We start from the raw sequence: 18,341 nt of genomic DNA on the forward strand, positions 1-18,341 counted from the left end.
CGATTACAGGAACATGCTGTAGAGGTAGCGCGACAGCGCTTCGCGCGAGCTGAAGCCGTGTGCGATGCCGTAACGCTGGTTCGGGGCGTCGCTGCTTAAATCCAGGGGAAACTCCAGATACTGCTCGCTGGTGCGCACCGGAGAGGTCGGCGTGGCGAAATGCACGCTTCTCTCTTTCAGCGCCGGGTGGATCACCAATGCGGTTCTGCCCATCCGCGCTTCGCGATTCACATACACGTAGTGTGTACCCTTGCGGTAGCCATAGGCCTGGTCGGTGACATAATCACGCTCAAAGCCGGTATTCTCCAACACTTTAGCCACTTCATCCGGCCGTAAATACATCGATTCCTCCTCTCATTCTGGACCGCTGAGCGACCTTACCGTAATCATTCACCGAAACAATGATTTTCTGGGGAGGAATCCGGGTTTCAGACTATTCCTGAATGGCTCGGCTGCGCTGCAGCAGACGCAGGGTGAGCAGCACCCCGAGCGCCACCAGCAGCGCCGCCGCCAGATAGATCGACGGCACGCCCGCTTGCCCAATCAGCAGCCCGGCCAGCGGCCCGGTGATGCCCAGCGCCAGATCGAGGAATGCCGAATAGGTGCCGAGCGCCGTGCCCTGGTTCTGCGGCGGCACCTGTTTCACCGCCTCGACGCCCAGCGCCGGGAACACCAGCGAGAAACCGGCGCCGGCCAGCAACGCGCCGGTTTGCACCATCCAGGGTTCGCCGGCCTGCCAGATCAACAGCAACCCGACGATCTCGACCAGAAACGACGCCAGCGTCACCTTCAGACCGCCGTGGCGGTTGATGACGTTGCTGAAGATCAGGCGGATGCCGACGAAGGCGCAGCTGAACAGCGTCAGCGAAAACGCCGCGCCGCTCCAACCTTTGTCGGCGTAGTAAAGGGTGATGAACGTGGCGATCACGCCAAAGCCGACGGTGCCCATCGCCAGCCCGAGGCCATAGGCCCAGATGCGGCCGAACACCGCGCGGAAAGCGATGCGCTGCCCGGCGGCGATCGAAACGTCCGGCTTGCCGCTCGCCAACAGCAGCGCCACCGCGACCGCCAGCACGATCAGCGCCGCCACCCCGGCCAATCCCCACTGCTGATTCAGGTACACGCCGAGCGGCGCCCCGGCCGCCATCGCCCCGTAGGTGGCGACGCCGTTCCAGGAAATCACCCGCGCGGTGTGCATCGCTCCGACCCGGCCGATACCCCACAGCGTGGAACCGGTGCTGGCGAAGCTTTCGCCGACGCCGAGAAACACCCGCCCCACGCACAGCAACAGCAGGCTGAGCCACGGGTAACCGTCAACGCCGAACGCCAGCGCATAAAACAGGCCGCTGGCGCCGCAGCACGCCAGGCCGAACAGCACCACCTTTTTCGGCCCCAGCTGATCGGCATAGCGCCCGGCGTGCGGGCGGCTGAACAGCGTGGCGAAGTACTGCGCGCTGATGATGAGGCCCGCCAGCACCGAATTGTAACCCAGGTGGTCATGCACAAATCCCGGCAGCACCGCCAGCGGCAGGCCGATGGTCAGGTAGCAGACGAAGGTGAACATCACCACGGACAGAATGCGTCGGTTCAGCTGGAGGTTATTTTCTGCGGTCATCGAAGGTGGCTCGCATCGGACGGGGTAGACAGAGATTGCCAGCATACCCCGATGGGATCTGATGATAAATGAGAGAGTTATAACGAATTATTATTTCGCTAACGGTTGGCCGCCACCCGCGCGCGTAGAAAATCGATAAACGCCCGCACCTTTTCCGGCACGTGGCGGGTATTCGGGTAGAGCGCGTAGATGCTCTGCTCGGGGAAACGGTGATCCGGCAGCAACCGCTGCAGCCGGCCGGCGTCGATTTCGGGCTGCGCCAGCCACGCCGGCAGCAGCGCCACCCCGGCGCCATGCAGGGCGAATGCCAGCAATGCCGCGGCGCTGTCGCCGGTGAGCGTCGCGGCGTCCGCCACCTTGAACAGCACCGCTTCGCGCTGCGGCGTGGCCACCTGCCAGCTGAGCGGCGAACTGAGCCGGCTGTGGGCGATCCACTGCGCCTGCGCCAGATCCGTCAGCGAATGAATCGGCCGCTCGGCCAGGTAACCCGGCGACGCCACCGGAAAAATGGCGAAACTGTCGATCAGCGCCGCGCGGTGGCTGGAATCCGCCAGCTGGCCCAGGCGGATCGCCACGTCAAAGCGCTCCGAGATCAGATCGGCATGATAAGAAGAAGACACATGCTGGATGCGCAGCCGCGGATGCTGCCGCGAAAAAGCCGCCAGCGCCGGCACCACCACCAGCGCGCCGTACTCCGGCGTACTGGTGATGCGCAGCACGCCGCTCAACCCGTGGTGATCGCGGCGCACGTCGTCCAGCACGTTTTCCGCCTCCTGCAGCAGCTGCAGGCTGCGCTGGTAAAAGCGTTCGCCGGCGTCGGTCAGCGACAGCCGCCGGGTGCTGCGCGCCAGCAGTGACACCCCCAGCTCGTTCTCCAGCTGCTTGACGTTAAAGCTCACCACCGCCTTGGTTTGCCCCAGCGCCGCCGCCGCCGCGGTAAAGCTGCCCGCTTCCACTACCGCCGCGAAGATCGCCAGGCGCTGCAAATTCAGCATTTCGCCGCCCTTATTGTCAAAATCATTTTGACAGTGTAATCGCCCGCCGCCGATTTATCCGCACTTTTCCCCCCGATACACTGCTCGCCTTCAACCGGAGGCATCATGTCTTATCGCAGCAAAGTGGCAATCGTCTATCTGCTCGGCTTTTTCGTCGATCTGATCAATATGTTTATCGCCAACGTCGCCTACCCCGCCATCGGCCAGGCGATGCGGGCGTCGGTCAGCCAACTGGCGTGGGTCAGCAACGGCTATATTCTCGGCCTGACGCTGGTGATCCCGCTCAGCGCCTGGCTGGCGCAGCGCATCGGTGGGCGGCGGGTGTTCCTGCTGTCGCTGGCGCTGTTCATGCTGGCCACCTTCGGCGCCGGCAACGCCGACAGCATCGGCGCGCTGATCGGCTGGCGCACCCTGCAGGGCATGGGCGGCGGCTTGCTGATCCCCATCGGCCAAACGCTGACCTACCAGCTGTACCGCAGCCATGAACGCGCCGGGCTGTCGGCGGCCATCATGTTGGTTGGGTTGCTGGCGCCGGCGCTGTCACCGGCGCTGGGCGGCTGGCTCGTCGATCGGCTGGACTGGCGCTGGGTGTTTTTCGCCAACCTGCCGCTGGCGGCCCTGGCCCTGGCGCTGGCGGCGCGGTGGCTGCGCGCGGAAACGTCGGCGACAGCGGTACGTAAACCGCTCGACGGCAAAGGGCTGCTGAGCGCCTGCGCGGCGTTGACGCTGCTGCTGCTCGGCCTGACCCGGCTGAGCGAGGCCGGCCATCAGGCTTCCGGCGCGGCGCTGCTGGCCGCCGGCCTGCTGGTGCTGGCGTACTATCTGCGCCATAGCCTGCGCACCCCGCAACCGTTGCTGAACCTGCGGCTGGTCGGCGATCCGCTGCTGCGCAACGCCATGGCGGTTTATTTGTGCATTCCCGGCCTGTTCATCGGCGTCAGCCTGGTGGCGATGCTGTATCTGCAAAACCAGCTGGGGATGCCCGCCGCACAGGTCGGCGGCCTGATGCTGCCCTGGGCGCTGGCGTCGTTCCTGGCCATCACGCTGACCGGCAAAACCTTTAACCGCCTCGGCCCGCGGCCGCTGCTGATCGCCGGCTGCCTGTTGCAAGGCGCCGGCATGCTGACGCTGGCGCAGATCGATCAGGCCGGGCAACACGCGTGGCAGATCGCCGCCTTCGCCCTGATGGGATTTGGCGGCAGCCTGTGCAGCAGCACCGCGCAGAGCAACGCGTTCCTGCAGATCCCCGACGCTCAGCTGGCGGACGCCAGCGCGCTGTGGAACATCAACCGCCAGCTCAGTTTTTGCCTCGGCGTGGCGCTGCTCAGCCTGCTGCTGAATCTGCTGCTAACCGTGTTGCCGCCCGCGGCGGCCTACCGAACCTGCTTTATTCTGGCGGGCGCCAGCGTATTTATCCCGCTGCTGCTGTGCCTGCGCCTCGCCAACCGCGCCATCGTGCGCCAACTCAACGCTCAACAGGATGCTTTATGAACCCGTATTTTACCGAAGTGATCGACGCCCACATCGCCATTGAACGCTGGTTGGGCAAAGGGGCTGGAGAAGAGCAGGCGCTGCTGGCGCGCTTTACGCCGGATTTCAGCATGATCGCGCTGAACGGCGCTCCGCTGGATTTCACCGCGCTGTGCGCCTTTTTCCGCGCGCATCGCGCCGCCAAACCGGGATTGGAAATCGTGATAGAAGAGATGAAGCTGGTGGACGAATGGCCGACGGGCGCGGTAGTCAGCTACCGGGAAAAGCAGAGCCTGCCGGGGCAAAGCGCCACGCTGCGCTATTCCACGGTGGTCTTTGAACGTCAGCCCAACGCGCTCGGCTGGCGGCATTTGCACGAAACCGCCGCGGCGCAATAATTACAAAAAGCTGCCGGCCAAAAACAGTTCCCAACCGACGATCGCTCCGCACAGGGTTACCGCGCTGAAAATGACTTCAAACAGATAGCGATTGATCATCGTTCGTCGCCTCAAAAGAAAACACCCGGAAGAACCGGGTGTCTGGAGTACGGGCTGGAGAGTGCGGAACCTTTCGGTTCCGCAAACATCACTTAATTAAGCTTTTTTACCGGCTTTTTTGTGGTGTTTTTTAGCGGCCTGAGCTTTCTGCACTGGCGCTTTTTTGTGGTGTTTTTTAGCTGCCTGGGCTTTCTGAGCCGGCGCTTTTTTGTGGTGCTTTTTAGCGGCCTGCGCTTTCTGGGCTGGCGCTTTTTTGTGGTGCTTGGCTTTCTTGTGGTGCGTTGCTTTAGCCGGCGCTTTTTCAGCAGCCGCCGCTGGCGCAGCGGTAGTGGTGGTCGCAGCTGGCGCGGTGGTGGTAGCCGGAGCAGTAGCTGCAGTATCAGCAGCGAAAGCAACAGAAGACAGACCCATAGTGGCAGCAACGATCAGCGCTAATACTTTTTTCATCTTTACATCCTCAGAGTGTTGTTTCGGTAAGCTCCGGTGGAGCCGTTGAAACAGATACTAGTGGAATCAAACTGCCGCTTCCGTGAGTGATTGGTTTCGCCGAGTAACCAAATGTACAAAGCCCAGGCGCCGGCAAACACCTGCGTGACGGCGGCTTTTTTTCCGTGATCGGCCACGCAAATCGCGCCATGGTCTACACTTAAGAGACATGTGTCGAAATGGAGAGCTGAATGTTTAAGAAAGCGGAAAGAACAGAACGCGATATCGATCAGGACGTCACTCTGTTGGCCGATACGCTGGATGAAGTGTTGCGCGAGTCCGGTGACAAGACCAAAGAGGAACTGAAAGAGCTGCACAGCAAGGCGAAAGGCGTGCTGCGCGACGCGCGAGCGCGGTTCAATGGCTCCACCAGTCTGACACAGCATGCGCGCGATGCGGTTGATCAAGCCGATAGCTATGTGCGTGACAAACCTTGGCAGGGCGTAGGGATCGGTGCCGCCGTCGGCATCGTGCTCGGCGTGCTGCTGGCCCGGCGTTAACACCCCTGCAGTCATAAAGATAAAACAGATGTGCGTCTGGCCCGCGGAAATCGCGGGCCGTTTAATTTAGGCGTTTGAACAGCTGCGCCAGCCCCTGCACCGCCCGTTCCGTCTCCTCTTGCCGAGTGAAATTGGCAAACCCCAGCAGTAACCCCTGCCCCGCCGGATGATCGATTCGCCAGTCCGACAACGCCTGCGCCGCCAACCCCAGTTGCCAGGCTTGCGCCGCCAACGGCGTATCCGCCACCCCGTCACGTAGCCGGGCCAACAGCTGAATGCCGCCCTGCTGCGGCACCACCCTCAGCCACGCCCCCAGCTGCCGCTCCAACGCCTGCGTCAGCCACTCGCGCCGCTGGCGGTACAACGGCCGCATGCGTTTCAGGTGGCGGTAGAAATGCCCTTGCCGGATAAAATCCGCCACGCTGGCCTGCAGCAGCGGCGGGCAACCGCAGCCACGCAGCCGACTGCTGCGCGCGAATGTCTCCGTCAGACCGACGGGCACCACCAGATAAGCCATCCGCAGCGCCGGGAACAGCGTTTTGCTGAAGGTGCCGGCGTACAGCACCCGCCCCTGAACATCGAGGCTCTTCAGCGGCGGCAGTGGCCGCCCGTGATAGCGAAACTCGCTGTCGTAGTCATCTTCCAGGATCCAGGCCCCGCGCTGCTGCGCCCAGTCGAGCAGCGCCATCCGCCGCGCCAGGCTGAGCGAGACGCCGAGCGGGCTTTGATGGGTCGGCGTCACCACCGCCAGCCGCGCCTCAGGCGCCGTCAGCATACCGGCGGCCACGTCCATGCCTTGTTCATCCACCGGCACGGCGAGCGGCCTGACGCCGGCGGCCCGCAGCAGCGGGCGCGTGACCGGATAGCCGGGATCTTCTATCCATACTGCGTCGCCGGCGTGCAACAGCGTCTCCACCACCCAGTCCAACAGCGCCGGATAACCGGCGCAGAGGAAAATTTGCTCCGGCCGACAGCTGATGCCTCGCGACAAATGCAGATAATGGGCGATCGCCTCACGCAGCTCAGGCAGGCCGCCGGCCGGCGGCAGCGCCAGGGAAGCCACCGTGGAAGCGCGCAGCCGGCGGGCGACAATGCGCTGCCACAGCGCCCGCGGAAACGCATCCAGCGCCGGCACGCCCAGCTGGAAAGGCTGCAGCATGCCCTGCGGCTGCAGCGGATCCGGCGCTATCGCCGCCAGCGGCGGCGCGGCGGATACCGCGCCCGGCGGCACGTGCGGCAGCTGCGGTGAAACATAGGTGCCCGCCTGCCCGCGGCTCTGCAAGAAACCTTCGGCAATAAGTTGCGCGTAGGCGCTTTCCACCGTGGCGCGCGCCACGCCCAGATCGCTCGCCAACCCGCGCACCGAGGGCAACCGGCTGCCCGCCGCCAGGCTGCCCTGGGCGATGGCGTCTTTAATCCGCAGGTAAATCTGCCGGTACAGCGGTTCGGCGAGCCGGCTGTCCAGCCGCAGCGAAGTCAGGAAAGATGGCATTATGGCCCGGTTAAATAATCATTTTATGGCCCTATAGCATAGACCATAAGGCCGCTAAAGTAGCGCCATGATTTCGTTACTACCGATTGAGGTTGACCATGATTAAGCAACGTTTGAACTATGCCGAATTGGCGCCCGCCCCGTACAAAAATATGGTGAGCGCGCTGATGGCGCTGGAGAAAGGCGCCCTGGACAAGGCGACCATCGAGTTGATGTTTATGCGCGTTTCGCAGATCAACGGCTGCGCCTACTGCCTGGATATGCACGGCAAAGCGCTGCGCGAAAGCGGCTTCAGCCATGCCAAGCTGGATACGCTGGCGGGCTGGCGCGTCAGCCATGAGTTCAACGAGCGCGAGCGCGCCGCGCTGGAATGGGCCGAGTCGGTGACGCTGATCGCCGCCACCGGCGCGCCGGACAGCGCTTTCGAGGCGCTGAAGGCGCACTTCAGCGATACCGAGATCGCCGATCTGACCTTCGCCATCAGCATCATGAACGCCTTCAACCGGCTGGCCGTCAGCATGCGCCAGTAATGCATTCTCTTCCCCCCTCTGCACTGAGAGGGGGAATTTCTCACCCGCAAAAATTTTTTCCCTCGCCTTTTCCAGCCCCGGCGCGGTCTGCGCCTTCATCCTTACAAAACACCATATATGGCGTGGTTGATAAAATAAACATCAACATATAGTATTTTATAGGTCAGCCGCAGGGAATGTCGTTCGGTTGATAACGCCGTCAGAAACGCCAGGAACAATGCTCCGTTATCTGACTTGTCCGCCTTTCCTTCAGTCTAAAGGTAAATGCGAATCATGAGCATTATTATTTACAGTAAGCCGGACTGTGTCCAGTGCAACGCCACCTATCGCGCATTTGATAAACAGGGGATTGATTATCAGGTGGTCGATCTCACCCTGGATCAGCAGGCGCTGAACCACGTTAAATCCTTAGGTTATCAGCAAGTTCCGGTAATTATCGCCGGAGACGATCACTGGTCCGGATTCCGGCCGGACAAGATCGGCGCGCTGGCGCTCACCTGCTGAGGCCCGCCGATGAATCCGCTGGTTTATTTCTCCAGCAGCTCGGAGAACACCCATCGGTTCGTTGAGAAACTGGGCCTGCCGGCGATCCGCATTCCGATCGCCGGCGCCCGCAGCAAGCTGCTGATGGAACACCCCTTTATCTTGATCGTACCCAGCTATGGCGGCGGCAGCGCCGTCGGCGCGGTGCCGATCCAGGTGATCCGCTTTCTCAACGTTCCGCAAAACCGTTCATACCTGCGCGGCGTCATCGCCGCCGGGAACACCAACTTCGGCGCGGCGTACGGCATCGCCGGCGACATCATCGCCAAAAAATGCCAGGTGCCTTTTTTATACCGCTTTGAGCTGCTCGGCACTACGCAAGACGTTGAAAACGTTAGACAGGGAGTAACCGCATTTTGGCAACGACAGAACTGACCAGGCCCGAAACGGGCGCGCTGGATTACCATTCGCTCAACGCGATGCTCAATCTTTACGATGCGGAAGGCCGGATCCAGTTCGATAAAGATCGGCTGGCGGCGCGGCACTACTTCCTGCAGCACGTCAACCAAAACACCGTGTTTTTCCACAACCTGGAGGAAAAGCTGCGCTATCTGGTGGAGGAAGGCTACTACGAGCCGCAGGTGCTGGCGCAGTACGAATTCCCGTTTATCAAGCAGCTGTTTCAGCAGGCCTACGCCAAAAAATTCCGCTTCGAGACCTTCCTCGGCGCCTTCAAGTACTACACCAGCTATACGCTCAAAACCTTCGACGGCAAGCGCTATCTGGAACGCTACGAAGACCGGGTGTGCATGGTGGCGCTGACGCTGGCGGCGGGCGACACCGCCCTGGCGCAGGATCTGGTGGAGGAGATGATTTCGGGCCGCTTCCAGCCGGCCACCCCGACTTTCCTCAACTGCGGCAAACGCCAGCGCGGTGAGCTGGTCTCCTGCTTCCTGCTGCGCATCGAAGACAATATGGAATCGATCGGCCGGGCGGTGAACTCCGCGCTGCAGCTGTCGAAACGCGGCGGCGGCGTGGCCTTCATGCTGAGCAATATTCGCGAGGTGGGCGCGCCGATCAAGCGCATCGAGAATCAGTCCTCCGGCGTCATTCCGATCATGAAAATGCTCGAAGACGCCTTCTCCTACGCCAACCAGCTCGGCGCGCGCCAGGGGGCCGGCGCGGTGTATCTCAACGCCCACCACCCGGACATTCTGCGTTTTCTCGACACCAAGCGCGAAAACGCCGACGAGAAGATCCGCATCAAAACGCTGTCGCTGGGGGTGGTGATCCCGGATATCACCTTCGAGCTGGCGAAGAACAACGAAGAGATGTACCTGTTTTCGCCCTACGACGTCGAACGGGTGTATGGCGTGCCGTTTTCGGAGATTGCCGTCAGCGAGAAGTACCGCGAGATGGTGGACGACAAGCGCATCCGCAAGTCGCGCATCAACGCGCGCGAGTTCTTCCAGGTGCTGGCGGAGATCCAGTTCGAATCCGGCTACCCCTATGTGATGTTCGAGGACACGGTTAACCGGGAGAACCCGATCGCCGGGCGGATCAACATGAGCAACCTGTGTTCGGAGATCCTGCAGGTCAACCGCGCCAGCACGTATCACGAGGATCTGAGCTACGATCGCATCGGCAAGGACATCTCCTGCAACCTCGGCTCGCTGAACATCGCCAAAACCATGGACGCGCCAGACTTCGGCAAGGCGATCGAGACCGCGATCCGCGCGCTGACCGCGGTGGCCGACATGAGCGATATCCGCTCGGTGCCGTCGATCGCCGAAGGCAACCGCAGCGCCCGCGCCATCGGTTTGGGCCAGATGAATCTGCACGGCTACCTGGCGCGCGAACGCATCTTCTACGGCTCGGAAGAAGGCATCGACTTCACCAACCTCTATTTCTATACCGTGGCCTATCACGCCATCCGCGCCTCTAACCGGCTGGCGATCGAGCGCGGCGGCGCCTTCGACGGCTTTGAGCATTCCCGCTATGCCAGCGGCGAGTACTTCGATAAGTACACCGAGCGCGACTGGCTGCCGCAGACCGAGCGGGTGCGCGAGCTGTTCGCCGCCGCCGGCATCGCCATTCCGAACCGCGACGACTGGCGCGCGCTGCGCCAGTCGGTGATACTGCACGGACTGTACAATCAGAACCTGCAGGCGGTGCCGCCGACCGGTTCCATCTCGTACATCAATAACGCCACCTCCAGCATCCACCCGATCGTTTCGCGCATCGAGATCCGCAAGGAAGGCAAGATCGGTCGCGTTTACTACCCGGCGCCCTACATGACCAACGACAACCTGGCGTATTACCAGGATGCCTATGAGATTGGCCCGGAAAAGATCATCGATACCTACGCCGCCGCCACGCAACACGTCGATCAGGGGCTGTCGCTGACGCTGTTCTTCCGCGATACCGCCACCACCCGCGATATCAACCGCGCGCAGATCTACGCCTGGCGCAAAGGCATCAAGACCATTTACTACATCCGCCTGCGCCAGATGGCGCTGGAAGGCACCGAAGTGCAGGGCTGCGTGTCCTGCGCGCTGTGAGGCAACTTATGACGACCGTAACATCGGCGCCGCTGGTGCGCGCCATCAACTGGAACATCATCGAAGACGACAAGGATCTGGAGGTGTGGAACCGTCTGACCTCCAACTTCTGGCTGCCGGAGAAGGTGCCGCTGTCCAACGATATCCCCTCCTGGGCCACGCTGACGCCGAAGGAGCAGCAGCTGACCATTCGGGTATTCACCGGGCTGACGCTGCTGGACACCATCCAGAACACCGTCGGCGCGCCGGCCCTGATCGCCGATGCGCTGACGCCGCACGAAGAGGCGGTGTACTCCAACATCAGCTTTATGGAGGCGGTGCACGCCCGCTCGTACAGCTCAATCTTCTCCACCCTGTGCCAAACGCCGGACGTGGACGACGCCTACCGCTGGAGCGAGGAAAACCGCGCGCTGCAGAAGAAGGCCGGCATCATTCTGGCGCACTATCGCAGCGACGATCCGCTGCTGAAGAAGGTTGCCAGCGTGTTCCTCGAGTCGTTCCTGTTCTATTCGGGCTTTTACCTGCCGATGTACTGGTCAAGCCGCGCCAAGCTGACCAACACCGCCGATCTGATCCGCCTGATCATCCGCGACGAGGCGGTGCATGGCTACTATATCGGCTATAAATTCCAGAAAGGGCTGGAGAAAGTGGACGCCGCACGGCGCCGGCAGGTGAAAAACTTTGCCTTCGATCTGCTGCAGGATCTGTACGACAACGAGGTGCGCTACACCGAGGAGCTGTACGACGGCGTCGGCTGGACGGAAGACGTGAAAACCTTCCTGCACTACAACGCCAACAAGGCGTTGATGAACCTCGGGTATGAGGCGCTGTTCCCGCCGGCGATGGCGGAGGTCAACCCGGCTATCCTGTCGGCATTGTCGCCAAACGCCGATGAAAACCACGACTTCTTCTCCGGTTCCGGTTCGTCTTACGTCATCGGCAAGGCGGTCAACACCGAGGATGAGGACTGGGATTTCTGAGGACTGGCTGGCCGTATCAGGAAAAGGCTTTCGCGGGAGTGCGAGGTGTCGTGCTCCCGCGACTATGTGTTTTGCTTGAAGGCCGCACGCAGCTCAAGCCGCCGCCAGATGGCGCGTTTCTCCGCGTCGCCGGCGGTCGGCCAGGCAGCGATCTCCGCCCGCGTGCGCCGACATCCCCGGCACTGCTGGGTTTCGTCGTCGATGCGGCACAGGCTGACGCAGGGCGATCTTACGCCGTGCTGGGATTGCTGATTGTCGCCCGCCATAAACCGCCCTTGATGTGATGTGTGCCGCCACAGGATACCCGATCCGGCGGCGGCGCGTCGTCAATCAGATGATGCCGCCGTTGGCGCGCAGGGTTTGGCCGTTGATCCAGCCGCCGTCGGCGCCGGCCAGGAAGGCCACCGCCGCAGCGATATCGTCCGGCGTGCCCAGCCGCTCCAGCGGCGCCATCTTCGCCAGCCGATCGATAAGCTCCGGCGTTTTGCCATCGAGGAACAAACCGGTGGCGGTCGGCCCCGGCGCGACGGCGTTTACCGTGATATTGCGGCCGCGCAGCTCTTTCGCCAGCACGCTGGTCAACGCCTCGATCGCCGCCTTGCTGGCGGCATACATGCCGTACCCCGGCTGCAGCAGCCCCACCACGCTGGAGGAGAAGTTGATGATACGGCCATTGTCACGCAGGCGCTTCGCCGCTTCACGCATCGTGTTGAAGCTGCCTTTCAGGTTGATGTCGATCAGGCGATCCGCGTCTTCATCGCGCATGTCCGCCACCGGCGCCAACGCAATTACCCCCGCGTTATTGACCAGCACGTCGATGCCGCCAAATGCCTGTTCGGCGCTGTCGAACAGCCGGGCGACCGCGGCCGCATCGCTGACGTCGGCTTTGGCGCCGAGCGCGCGGCCGCCGCGCTGTTCTATCTTGCGCACCAGCTCATCGGCCGGCGCCGGGTTGCCTGAATAGTTAATGATGACGGTAAAGCCGTCGGCGGCCAGACGCTCGGCGATGGCGGCGCCGATGCCGCGCGATGCGCCGGTGACGATAGCGACGGGGGGAGTTTTCTGGTTCATCGGAGATCCTTAAAGAAAACGACGAGGGTAACGTTAATCATGCACTCTTTATCGCGGCGAATAAGCCCCGATTCTCTGGCATCATCATCCCAAATTATCGAACAATGCGTCTGGACTCGTTCGATGGCCGCCCAACGGGCGGCCATCCGCGTTACAGCGCGCCGTAATTCAGCGGCACCCAGCCGTACCCTTCTCCCTGGCGGTTCAGGTAGCCCAACCCTGGGAACGACAGGTGCGCGCCGCCCACCAGCTCGTTCTGCCGCGCGCTGTCGCTGAACACCCGCAGCCGTTGAGCGACTGCCGCCTTGGCGTCGCTGTCAAAGCTGATAGCCACCTTCGGATGCGGCATCTGCACCGCCGCCACGTGGATCAGATCCCCCAGCAACAGCAGCTTTTGCCCTGGCTGGTCACCTGATAGACACTGTGGCCCGGCGTATGGCCGTGAGCGGCAAAGGCGGCGATGCCCGGCGAAAGCTCACCGTCGCCGTTGAACGGTTTAAAGTGCCCCGCCGCCTGGTAAGGCTTGATCGCCGCCATAGCCTTTTCGAAATTGCCTTTGTTCTGCGCCTTGGCCTGTTTCAGTTTGTCCGCGCTCAGCCAGAAGTCCGCATCCTGGCTGGCGGCGCGCACCACCGCATTGGGGAATACCGCCTTGCCGTCGTGCGTCAGGCCGCCGAGGTGATCCGGGTGCATATGAGTCAGGTAGATCTCATCCACCTGCTCAGGCTGATAGCCCGCCGCGCGCAGATTATCCACCAGCTTGCCCAGGCCGTCGCCCAGCAGCTGGCCGGCGCCGCTGTCGATCATCACCAGCTTGTCGCCGGTATTGATCAGATAGGCATTGACCGAGGTGACCACCGGCAGGCTTTGATGCCGCTCGGCCAACCCGGCGGCGATCTGCTGCGGCGTGGTGCTCAGCAGCAGTTTGTCCGCCGGCAGGCGAATGACGCCGTCGGACAACGCGGTCACTTCAAAACTGCCCAGCATGATGCGGTAAACTCCCGGCGTCGGGGTTTTGGCCTGCGGCGCGGCGGCGCCGGCCTGTAATGACATAACGGCCAGCGCCGCGCCCAGCAGACAACGTTTCCAGAACATGATGACTCCTTGCGAGAATTGAACAGCGCTAAGTATTGACGCAAAAATCCCGATGCGCCTGTTTAATAAATGCCTTTAATAAATAAATATATAAATAATATATTTATTATGAATAGTTTTGTTTGCCGACTCACACAACCCCAATCAATATTTTCTCGCTCGCCACTTGGTTATTTTTCTTACTCCCTAAACCAAGAGTGAGGAAATATCATGAACTATCAATTCGAAAATCTGGTCTTTGAAGGCGGCGGCGTAAAAGGCATCGCCTATGGCGGTGCGCTGGAATTGCTGGAAGCTAAAGGCATCATGCCACAGATCAAGCAAACCTCCGGCGCCTCGGCGGGCGCTATCGCCGCGCTGCTGGTCGGCTTGGGCTGCAGCTCGGCGGACGTCACCAAAATTCTGTCGGCGATGGATTTTAAAAAATTCCTCGATTATAACGGCGGCTTTTTCGGTACGCTCCACGATGCCTATCGCCTGTTCAATCAATACGGCATCGCGCCCGGCGATTATTTCTATCAATGGTCGCGCGATATTATCAAGCAATATACCGGCAAGCCGGATATTACCTTCGAGCAGTTCGAAGCGATGAAAGCGGCGAAAGGGTTCAAATCGATTTACTTTATCGGCGCCAACCTCAACAGCGGCCAGCGCGAGGTCTATTCGCATCGCACTACGCCGCGCATGAAAGTGGCGGACGGCCTGCGCATTTCGATGTCATTCCCATTCGCCTTCGTGGCGAAGAACAACACCCTGGGCGACCTGTGCATCGACGGCGGCATGATCGACAACTACCCGGTGCGGCTGTTCGACTATGACTTCTCCGCCACGCCGCCTTACATCGACGCTTCAAGCCAGCGCATCAACACCCGCACGCTGGGCCTTCGCCTGGACTCCGCCGGCGAAATCGCCCAGGCAGCCGGGCAGGCAGGTCCGCGCACGCAGGTCAACAACCTGTTTGATTTCACCCTGGCGGTGGCCAACGTGATGCTGGACATCCAAACCAAGGTGCACCTGGACAGCGACGACTGGAAACGCACCGTGTATGTCGACACGCTTGACGTCGGCACGCTGGAGTTCGGCATCAGCGAGGAGAAGAAACGCGCGCTGATCGAATCCGGCCGCCGCGGCGTAGAGCGCTACTTCGCCTGGTACGACGCCGCCATGAAACAGGCGGCATAACCCCCATCCACCCCGCCCGCGCGTACGGCCGGCGCGCGGGCAAAAAAATCCCCGCGGGGGCGGGGAAAGGCAAAGTAACGCTAAGGATTTATAGGAGTTATACGAAGAACTTGGCCAACACCAGCAGCGACAGCGAGACGTTGATAGCGCCCCCGATTCGGGTGGCGATCTGCGCGAACGGCATCAGCGACATGCGGTTGCCGGCGGTGAGGATCGCGACGTCGCCGGTGCCGCCCTGCCCGCTCTGGCAACAGGAGACAATCGCCACATCGATAGGATGCATGCCGATTTTCTTGCCGACGAAGAAACCGGTCGCCACCAGCGCGCTGACGGTCGTGACGATCACGATCAGATTCTGTACGGTGAACGCGTCCACCAGCTCCTGCCACGGCGTGATGGCCACCCCGACCGCGAACAGGATCGGATAGGTCACGGCGGTGCGGAAGAATTTGTACACCACCTGCGAGCCTTCCTGAATGCGCGGTGACACCCCGTGCGCCAGCTTCACCGCCACGGCGGCGAACAGCATGCCCACCGGCGCCGGCAGGCCGATCAGACGGTGCAGCAACATGCCCACCATATACAGCAGGATGGCCAGCAGCGCGCCGCAGGCGATGGTGCTGACATCCACCTTGCCGCTGATTTTTTCCACCGCGTTCATGTCGCTGTCGCCCTGCTTGCTCGGCATCAGGCTGCCTTCGCCGGTCAGATGCGGATAACGCTTGCCCAACTGGTTGAGCAGGCCGGCGATGACGATGGCGGTCAGGCTGCCGAGCATCACGATCGGCAGAATGCGCCCCAACGCCACGCCCTGCTCCATGTGCAGGATCGCCGCGTAGCCCATCGACAGCGGGATCGCCCCTTCACCCACGCCGCCGGCCATGATCGGCAGGATCAGGAAGAAGAAGATCTGGAACGGCTCCAGGCCCAGCGCCATGCCGACGCCCATCCCCACCAGCATGCCGACGATCTCGCCGCACAGCATCGGAATGAAGATGCGCAGAAAGCCCTGGATCAGCACCTGGCGGTTCATGCTCATGATGCTGCCGACGATGATGCAGCAGATGTAGAGATAAAGAATGTTGGTCGATTTGTAGAACTTGGTGGTCGACTCCACCACCACGTCCGGCAGCAGGCCGTAGTGCACCAGTGCGGAAGGAATGAAGGTGGCGCAGATCGCCGCCGCGCCCATTTTGCCGATCAGCGGCAGGCGCTTGCCGAATTCGCCGCAGGCGAAACCGAAGAACGCCAGGGTAGCCACCATCACCACGATATCGCTCGGCAATTTGCCTTCCAGGCAGTCGAGCAGAATCAATACGCCGGCCAGAATAAAGAACGGTAACGGAATAATCCCTACTTTATAATTGTCCAGTATCCGCCACCATTTCTCACGCAGAGGAATATCGGCGGCCTTGTCTTTGGCTACGAGGTAAGAATCATCTGTTGTGCTCATAATCTGGCCTCTTATTAGTTTGTTCAGCCATCATAGAGAAGCGCACGGATTATCTGCTGTGATTATGTTCAAAGTTAAAAAGGGTTTTTAATGGTGGTTATGGTTTCTATGGGGTTAATTAAGATTATGTAAAAACCGGCGTGGTTTTAATGGTGTTAATGCCGTTTTTATTTTAAAGCTTATCAACTTTATCGCAGACGAACAATTCTCGTCCGGTTCACTTTAATCCCGTGTGAGCGATCACAAGTTGATCGGGCGCAATATTACAGACCCCGCTTCTCGTGATAGGGTAAGGCTTCAGGATCTCTTTACGGTGAAGCTCCGCCATGCGGCTCAAACTCTCATTTCAAATCAAGCTGTTTCTGTGCCTGGTGGCCTTCTCCTGCCTGCTGCTGACCTGCATCGGCGCCTACACCTATTACCAGCTGGATGCGCAGCTGCACCGCGATCTCGGCGCCCGCGCGCAGGTGCAGGCGCGGGAAATCGCCCTCATTCCTTCGCTGGTCGATGCGGTGGAAAACAACGACGCCGCCCGAATCACTGCGCTGATGAAAAAAATCCGCGCCAGCAGCGACGCCAGTTATATCGTCATCGGCGATAATCACGCCCGCCATCTTTATCATTCCGAATATGAAGGCCGTCTGGGCACGCCGATGATCGGCGGCGATAATAAAGAGGTGCTGGAAGGGAAAAGCATTATTTCCATTCGCAAGGGCGGCATCGGCGTTTCATTGCGCAGCAAGGCGCCGATCCTGGATGAAAATAATCGCGTGATCGGCATCGTTTCCGTCGGCTATTTGAAATCGCACATCGATAATTTAAATGCCAGGACGCTGACGCAAATTATCGGCTCCATCGTCCTGCTGCTGATCGCCCTGTTCGTCTTTTCCTGGCTGCTGTCGAAAAACCTCAAGCGCCAGATGTTCTGGCTGGAGCCGAAAGAGATCGCGCTGCTGGTGCGCCAGCAAAAAGCGCTGCTGGAAGCCATCTATGAAGGGGTGATCGCCATCGATCCAGAGCTGCGGATCATCACCATCAACCATGCGGCGCGCGAGCTATTGGATCTGCACCAGCCCGCCGCCGGCTTGCTGGGCCGGCCGATCGGCGACGTCATTCAGGCGCAGCCGAACTTCTTCGCCGCCGCGCAGCTGGGCCAGGATACGCACGATGAGGTGTGCCGCTTCAATCACGTGCGGGTGATCGCCAGCCGAGTGCGCATCATGCAGGAGCAGGAGCTGCAAGGCTGGGTTATCAGCTTCCGCGACAAGAACGACATCAATACCCTGAGCAGCCAGCTCAGCCAGGTGAAACGCTATGCCGACAACCTGCGCATCATGCGCCACGAACAGCTGAACTGGACCGCCACGCTGGCCGGGCTGCTGCATATGCAGCGCTACGACGAGGCCATCCGCTACGTGGAGGCCCAGTCGGAGGGCGCGCAGGAGATCCTCGATTTCATCTCGCAGCGCTTCAGTTCGGCGGCGCTGTGCGGCCTGCTGCTGGGCAAATATTCCAGCGCCAGAGAAAAAGGCATCGAGCTGCGCTTCGATCCGGCCTGCCAGCTGCGGCAGATCCCGGCGGCGCTGAATGAGACCGAACTGATGTCGATCGTCGGCAACCTGCTGGATAATGCGGTGGAGGCGACGCTGCACTGCCCGGCCCCGCACGACGCGATCGAGCTTTATATCAGCGACGGCAGCGACGAGCTGGTGATCGAGGTGGCGGATCGCGGCACCGGCATCGCCGAGGAGATTCGTGATACGCTGTTTGAACAGGGCGTCACCACCAAAGCGGATAAAAGCGACCACGGCATCGGCCTGCATCTGGTCGCCAGCCACGTGGCGCAGGCGCACGGCAGCATAGAAGTGTCGGACAACGAGCCGCACGGCGCGATATTCTCTATATTTATCCCTAAATAAAACCCATAACCC

General features: G+C 61.0%; 18 protein-coding genes and 1 pseudogene. 10 read left to right on the forward strand and 9 right to left on the reverse strand.

The features are described 5' to 3' along the window. Positions 1–3: 3 nt before the first annotated feature. The 3 genes from ACJ8IM_RS24585 to ACJ8IM_RS24595 form a co-directional block, all read right to left on the reverse strand. Positions 4–342 carry a DUF2002 family protein gene (locus ACJ8IM_RS24585; protein ID WP_016929830.1) on the reverse strand — a complete coding sequence of 113 codons (339 nt, stop codon included), beginning with the start codon at positions 340–342 and terminating at the stop codon, positions 4–6. Between the two features lie 91 nt (positions 343–433). Further along, on the reverse strand, positions 434–1,615 hold the full coding sequence (locus ACJ8IM_RS24590) for an MFS transporter (RefSeq protein WP_033635673.1): 1,182 nt from the start codon (positions 1,613–1,615) through the stop codon (positions 434–436). A gap of 98 nt (positions 1,616–1,713) precedes the next feature. Further along, on the reverse strand, positions 1,714–2,610 hold the full coding sequence (locus tag ACJ8IM_RS24595) for a LysR family transcriptional regulator (RefSeq protein ID WP_101455631.1): 897 nt from the start codon (positions 2,608–2,610) through the stop codon (positions 1,714–1,716). Between the two features lie 105 nt (positions 2,611–2,715). Here ACJ8IM_RS24595 and ACJ8IM_RS24600 point away from each other — a divergent pair, with 105 nt between their 5' ends. Together ACJ8IM_RS24600 and ACJ8IM_RS24605 are read left to right on the forward strand one after the other, a co-directional pair. Next, positions 2,716–4,101, forward strand: a complete 1,386-nt coding sequence (locus ACJ8IM_RS24600; protein ID WP_033654329.1) for an MFS transporter — start codon at positions 2,716–2,718, stop codon at positions 4,099–4,101. Beyond that, entirely contained in the window at positions 4,098–4,478 is a 381-nt protein-coding gene (locus ACJ8IM_RS24605; protein ID WP_033654330.1) for a DUF4440 domain-containing protein, read from the forward strand. Before ACJ8IM_RS24600 ends, ACJ8IM_RS24605 begins: the two co-directional genes overlap by 4 nt. A gap of 195 nt (positions 4,479–4,673) precedes the next feature. On the opposite strand, the gene asr is transcribed toward ACJ8IM_RS24605, so the two are convergent. Beyond that, entirely contained in the window at positions 4,674–5,024 is a 351-nt protein-coding gene (asr, locus tag ACJ8IM_RS24610) for an acid resistance repetitive basic protein Asr (protein ID WP_004928953.1), read from the reverse strand. Positions 5,025–5,254: 230 nt separating this feature from the next. On the opposite strand from asr, the gene ACJ8IM_RS24615 reads away from it, so the two are divergent. Further along, positions 5,255–5,563: a DUF883 family protein gene (locus tag ACJ8IM_RS24615; protein ID WP_004928950.1), complete on the forward strand. Its 309-nt coding sequence runs from the start codon at positions 5,255–5,257 to the stop codon at positions 5,561–5,563. 61 nt (positions 5,564–5,624) lie between these two features. Here ACJ8IM_RS24615 and pdxR read toward each other — a convergent pair whose 3' ends face one another. Beyond that, complete coding sequence (gene pdxR / locus ACJ8IM_RS24620) at positions 5,625–7,058, reverse strand: MocR-like pyridoxine biosynthesis transcription factor PdxR (RefSeq protein ID WP_033654331.1); 1,434 nt, start codon at positions 7,056–7,058, stop codon at positions 5,625–5,627. 95 nt (positions 7,059–7,153) lie between these two features. Between pdxR and ACJ8IM_RS24625 the strand changes: the two genes are divergently transcribed. The 5 genes from ACJ8IM_RS24625 (at position 7,154) to nrdF (ending at position 11,609) form a co-directional block, all read left to right on the forward strand. Beyond that, positions 7,154–7,585, forward strand: a complete 432-nt coding sequence (locus ACJ8IM_RS24625; protein WP_033654332.1) for a carboxymuconolactone decarboxylase family protein — start codon at positions 7,154–7,156, stop codon at positions 7,583–7,585. A 273-nt stretch (positions 7,586–7,858) separates the two neighbouring features. Beyond that, the gene (nrdH, locus tag ACJ8IM_RS24630) at positions 7,859–8,089 is read left to right on the forward strand and encodes a glutaredoxin-like protein NrdH (RefSeq protein WP_033654333.1); all 231 of its coding nucleotides are present in this window, start codon (positions 7,859–7,861) and stop codon (positions 8,087–8,089) included. A 9-nt stretch (positions 8,090–8,098) separates the two neighbouring features. Next, a complete protein-coding gene (nrdI, locus tag ACJ8IM_RS24635; RefSeq protein ID WP_033649781.1) occupies positions 8,099–8,503 on the forward strand; it encodes a class Ib ribonucleoside-diphosphate reductase assembly flavoprotein NrdI in 405 nt (134 codons plus the stop codon). Further along, the gene (gene nrdE, locus ACJ8IM_RS24640) at positions 8,485–10,629 is read left to right on the forward strand and encodes a class 1b ribonucleoside-diphosphate reductase subunit alpha (RefSeq protein ID WP_072008423.1); all 2,145 of its coding nucleotides are present in this window, start codon (positions 8,485–8,487) and stop codon (positions 10,627–10,629) included. The genes nrdI and nrdE overlap by 19 nt, the downstream gene beginning before the upstream one ends. An 8-nt stretch (positions 10,630–10,637) precedes the next feature. After that, positions 10,638–11,609 (forward strand): class 1b ribonucleoside-diphosphate reductase subunit beta, encoded by a 972-nt coding sequence (gene nrdF / locus ACJ8IM_RS24645; protein WP_033635683.1) that lies wholly within the window; start codon positions 10,638–10,640, stop codon positions 11,607–11,609. Between the two features lie 62 nt (positions 11,610–11,671). Here the strand turns inward: nrdF and ACJ8IM_RS24650 are convergent, their stop codons facing one another. The 3 genes and pseudogenes from ACJ8IM_RS24650 to ACJ8IM_RS24660 form a co-directional block, all read right to left on the reverse strand. Further along, the gene (locus ACJ8IM_RS24650; RefSeq protein WP_033654334.1) at positions 11,672–11,875 is read right to left on the reverse strand and encodes a DUF1289 domain-containing protein; all 204 of its coding nucleotides are present in this window, start codon (positions 11,873–11,875) and stop codon (positions 11,672–11,674) included. A gap of 64 nt (positions 11,876–11,939) precedes the next feature. Then, positions 11,940–12,680, reverse strand: a complete 741-nt coding sequence (locus ACJ8IM_RS24655) for an SDR family oxidoreductase (RefSeq protein WP_033654335.1) — start codon at positions 12,678–12,680, stop codon at positions 11,940–11,942. Positions 12,681–12,831: 151 nt separating this feature from the next. Then, positions 12,832–13,775, reverse strand: a pseudogene (locus ACJ8IM_RS24660) (MBL fold metallo-hydrolase). Positions 13,776–13,985: 210 nt separating this feature from the next. Here ACJ8IM_RS24660 and ACJ8IM_RS24665 point away from each other — a divergent pair. Further along, entirely contained in the window at positions 13,986–14,957 is a 972-nt protein-coding gene (locus ACJ8IM_RS24665) for a patatin-like phospholipase family protein (protein WP_033649775.1), read from the forward strand. A 97-nt stretch (positions 14,958–15,054) separates the two neighbouring features. Here the strand turns inward: ACJ8IM_RS24665 and ACJ8IM_RS24670 are convergent, their stop codons facing one another. Further along, positions 15,055–16,410, reverse strand: coding sequence for a 2-hydroxycarboxylate transporter family protein (locus tag ACJ8IM_RS24670; RefSeq protein ID WP_033635692.1), 1,356 nt, complete (start codon positions 16,408–16,410; stop codon positions 15,055–15,057). Positions 16,411–16,736: 326 nt separating this feature from the next. Between ACJ8IM_RS24670 and ACJ8IM_RS24675 the strand changes: the two genes are divergently transcribed. After that, positions 16,737–18,329, forward strand: a complete 1,593-nt coding sequence (locus ACJ8IM_RS24675; protein WP_033654336.1) for an ATP-binding protein — start codon at positions 16,737–16,739, stop codon at positions 18,327–18,329. Positions 18,330–18,341 lie beyond the last annotated feature (12 nt).

The sequence above is a fragment of the Serratia sp. CY33525 genome (assembly GCF_052169115.1).
GTDB classification, from domain to species: Bacteria; Pseudomonadota; Gammaproteobacteria; order Enterobacterales; family Enterobacteriaceae; genus Serratia; species Serratia sarumanii.

Bases quoted from the DNA above. Each gene is read 5' to 3' on its own strand.
- nrdI (WP_033649781.1), top strand. From the start codon at position 8,099: ATGAATCCGCTGGTTTATTTCTCCAGCAGCTCGGAGAACACCCATCGG.
- ACJ8IM_RS24615 (WP_004928950.1), top strand. From the start codon at position 5,255: ATGTTTAAGAAAGCGGAAAGAACAGAACGCGATATCGATCAGGACGTC.
- ACJ8IM_RS24625 (WP_033654332.1), top strand. From the start codon at position 7,154: ATGATTAAGCAACGTTTGAACTATGCCGAATTGGCGCCCGCCCCGTAC.
- ACJ8IM_RS24605 (WP_033654330.1), top strand. From the start codon at position 4,098: ATGAACCCGTATTTTACCGAAGTGATCGACGCCCACATCGCCATTGAA.
- ACJ8IM_RS24590 (WP_033635673.1), bottom strand. From the start codon at position 1,615: ATGACCGCAGAAAATAACCTCCAGCTGAACCGACGCATTCTGTCCGTG.
- asr (WP_004928953.1), bottom strand. From the start codon at position 5,024: ATGAAAAAAGTATTAGCGCTGATCGTTGCTGCCACTATGGGTCTGTCT.
- nrdH (WP_033654333.1), top strand. From the start codon at position 7,859: ATGAGCATTATTATTTACAGTAAGCCGGACTGTGTCCAGTGCAACGCC.
- ACJ8IM_RS24675 (WP_033654336.1), top strand. From the start codon at position 16,737: ATGCGGCTCAAACTCTCATTTCAAATCAAGCTGTTTCTGTGCCTGGTG.
- ACJ8IM_RS24595 (WP_101455631.1), bottom strand. From the start codon at position 2,610: ATGCTGAATTTGCAGCGCCTGGCGATCTTCGCGGCGGTAGTGGAAGCG.
- ACJ8IM_RS24665 (WP_033649775.1), top strand. From the start codon at position 13,986: ATGAACTATCAATTCGAAAATCTGGTCTTTGAAGGCGGCGGCGTAAAA.
- nrdF (WP_033635683.1), top strand. From the start codon at position 10,638: ATGACGACCGTAACATCGGCGCCGCTGGTGCGCGCCATCAACTGGAAC.
- ACJ8IM_RS24670 (WP_033635692.1), bottom strand. From the start codon at position 16,410: ATGAGCACAACAGATGATTCTTACCTCGTAGCCAAAGACAAGGCCGCC.
- ACJ8IM_RS24585 (WP_016929830.1), bottom strand. From the start codon at position 342: ATGTATTTACGGCCGGATGAAGTGGCTAAAGTGTTGGAGAATACCGGC.
- ACJ8IM_RS24655 (WP_033654335.1), bottom strand. From the start codon at position 12,680: ATGAACCAGAAAACTCCCCCCGTCGCTATCGTCACCGGCGCATCGCGC.
- ACJ8IM_RS24650 (WP_033654334.1), bottom strand. From the start codon at position 11,875: ATGGCGGGCGACAATCAGCAATCCCAGCACGGCGTAAGATCGCCCTGC.
- ACJ8IM_RS24600 (WP_033654329.1), top strand. From the start codon at position 2,716: ATGTCTTATCGCAGCAAAGTGGCAATCGTCTATCTGCTCGGCTTTTTC.